3 protein-coding genes are annotated in these 2,612 nt (G+C 42.6%); all 3 read right to left on the reverse strand.

Annotated features, from left to right (window positions below; all coding sequences use genetic code 11):
- Nucleotides 1–716 (reverse strand): permease (locus J6U00_RS10995; protein WP_365718835.1); only part of this gene is annotated, 716 nt, incomplete at its 3' end.
- 73 nt (nt 717–789) lie between these two features.
- Nucleotides 790–1,851, reverse strand: a complete 1,062-nt coding sequence (locus J6U00_RS11000) for a DUF362 domain-containing protein (protein ID WP_296581828.1) — start codon at nt 1,849–1,851, stop codon at nt 790–792.
- A gap of 18 nt (nt 1,852–1,869) precedes the next feature.
- A partial coding sequence (locus tag J6U00_RS11005) for a flotillin domain-containing protein (RefSeq protein WP_296581830.1) occupies nt 1,870–2,612 on the reverse strand: 743 nt, incomplete at its 5' end.

A 2,612-nucleotide genomic window follows, 5' to 3' on the forward strand; every position in this document is an offset into this window, starting at 1 on the left:
AGTGCGCCCAAATTGGTTATCTTTGTCGCAGGGCCTGTGATCATAAATGCAGCTGCACTTCCCAGACTCATACCGTTTGCAAGCCACATCTTAAGTATTGGGATCGTTCCTCCTCCACATACATATAAGGGAACACCGACTGTGGAAGCCATAAGTACACCCCATGCTTCGTTTCCGCCAAACATAAATGTTACAGCATCCTGCGGTATATATCTCTGAAACAGGGCAGAAAGCAGAACACCTACTAAGAAGTATCCCCCCGTTGCCTTAACATTTCGATAAAGGTTCTTTAAAAAACGAATGAACAGATTTGGATCCGTATCCTTGTTCTTTGGTTCATCAAAGCTTGAAAATGTAAAGAAAGAACTCTTTTTATAAAATATCCGTATGAGCACGCCTGCGCTTATTCCGCATAGAAAGCACGTTACTATCCTTATAGACAGCACCTTAATTCCTAGTGCAGCACTATAGATAATAAGCTGAGGATTAAGAAGGATCGAGCTCATCATAAATGCAGCCAACCATTCATCTTTAATTCCGCTTTTTGAGAATGAAGCAGCAATGGGAATGGTTCCGTACATACATAACGGGGAAGCCACCCCAAGCATTGAAGCAAGGACTATCCCCGTAAAACTGCTACCGTCACTGTTCATTTTCCTCATGGCACCGTGTATCTTATCCTTTAGGAATACAGATACTACACTGCCTATGATCATACCGACCACCCAATAGCCAAATATCTGATGAAGCTGAACAGAAAAATAATACCAGATATATATAAACTCTCTGCTAATTATCTCCATCATGCGCCTCATCAAGATCAACTATCTCATAAGCTCTGTTGCCAAGTCCTATTTTCTCGGCATGTGTCAGTATATGTGTACCGTTAAGACTTGTTATCCTGTTCTGCAAAGATTCCCCGTCACTGGTTTTAAATACAAGATCTATACAAGCCTGATCAAGTGCTACAGGATCGTTTGAAGCCAGTATACCTATATCATGCATATCTACTTCAGCCGGAGATGATACACAGTCACAGTCTACTGACATTCGATTCATGACACTGATAAACGTAATATTGTCACCGTGTCCTTCATAATCATAGACAGATTTGGCTGCCTCTGCCATAGACTCGGTAAATATATTCTGATTTGTTATAAGAGCAGAAAGTGTTATCGTAGGCTTTTTGAGCTTACCTCCCGAGTGTATCCTTACCTTGCCCTCTCTGGACGCAATACCGATCGAAATGTTTTTTAGAGCACCGCCAAATCCTCCCATCGGATGCCCCTTGAAATGCGTAAGCACAAGAACATAGTCATAGTCTTCAAGGTTTTTGCCTACCCAGTTCTCTTTAAGATTCTTGCCGCCTTCAACAGGTATTGATATGTAGCCATCCCTGTCCATGATGTCAACATCAGCTATATCGGTAAAGCCATGATCTTTTGCAACCTGCATATGCATTGCAGTATCCGCTCTCTTTGAACCAGAATAAGCCGTATTGCACTCTATAATGGTCCCATCTACGCTCTGAACAAGATCTTTGATAAGCGCAGGATCCAAATGATTAGGATTCCCTGCTTCACCGGTTGAGAGCTTTACGGCAACATTTCCTTCCGGTTCCACATTGAGAGCTTCATATACTCTTAGCAATCCTTCGGGGCTTATATCTTTTGTCATATATACCACAGAGGAGGCAGAGAAATCTCTGCCTTCACTCTTCATGGTATCAACGTCATAGAATTCATGTTCCTCAATGTCATAGTGCATATGCATCTTATATCCTACCGTAAGCACTATCAATATGCATACGATACATACTATGACTTTCAGTACAATATGTTTCTTTTTCACGTCAATCTCCAAGTCTCATTATTCTTCTGTTTTTGATGCGTTGGCAACAACGGCCGCTTTAGCCTGCTCTTCATTCAGACCTGTAACATTGATATTTCTGTTAACCTTGGCATCGTATGTGTTTGCCTTCATGATATCAACGATATCTAAGCCTGTAACTTCCTTTACTGTTTCGATAGTCTTTGCCAGTACATTGGGTACATATGAGCCAACATTTGAAACACCGCCGTCACCTGATGAACCGCCATCAATAATGGTAACCTTGTCGATATTCTCAAGAGGCTTTGCGATAGCACCAGCCATCTCGGGAAGAGCTTTAACGATCATCTCAACCATAGCTGCCTGTCCATATTTTTTCATAGCTTCAGCTTTCTTTTCAAGAGCTTCAGCTTCAGCAATACCCTTTGCCTCGATAGCTGCGGCCTCAGCCTCGCCGACCTTGCGGATACCTTCAGCCTCCTGAGCCTTTGCAAAAAGATCTGCCTCAGCCTGTATTTTTCTAGCCTCTGCTTCTTTTTCTCTCTCGAATTTTTCTGCTTCAGCCTTTCTCTGACGTTCAAACAGCTCAGCTTCAGCCTTCTGCTGTCTTGCAAACTTCTCAGCCTCGGCTTTTTTCTTGATCTCAGCCTCGAGAGTCTGCTCAGTAACTTCAACGTCTTTTCTCTTAAGTTCGATCTCTCTCTCCTGCTTAGCGATATTAGCATTGGCAGTCGTAATCTCTATAGTCTTTCGCTGTTCCTGCTGCTGGATCTCATAAGCAG

Origin of the sequence: Ruminococcus sp. (assembly GCF_017650195.1) — a bacterium.
Taxonomy (GTDB): domain Bacteria; phylum Bacillota; class Clostridia; order Oscillospirales; family Ruminococcaceae; genus Ruminococcus.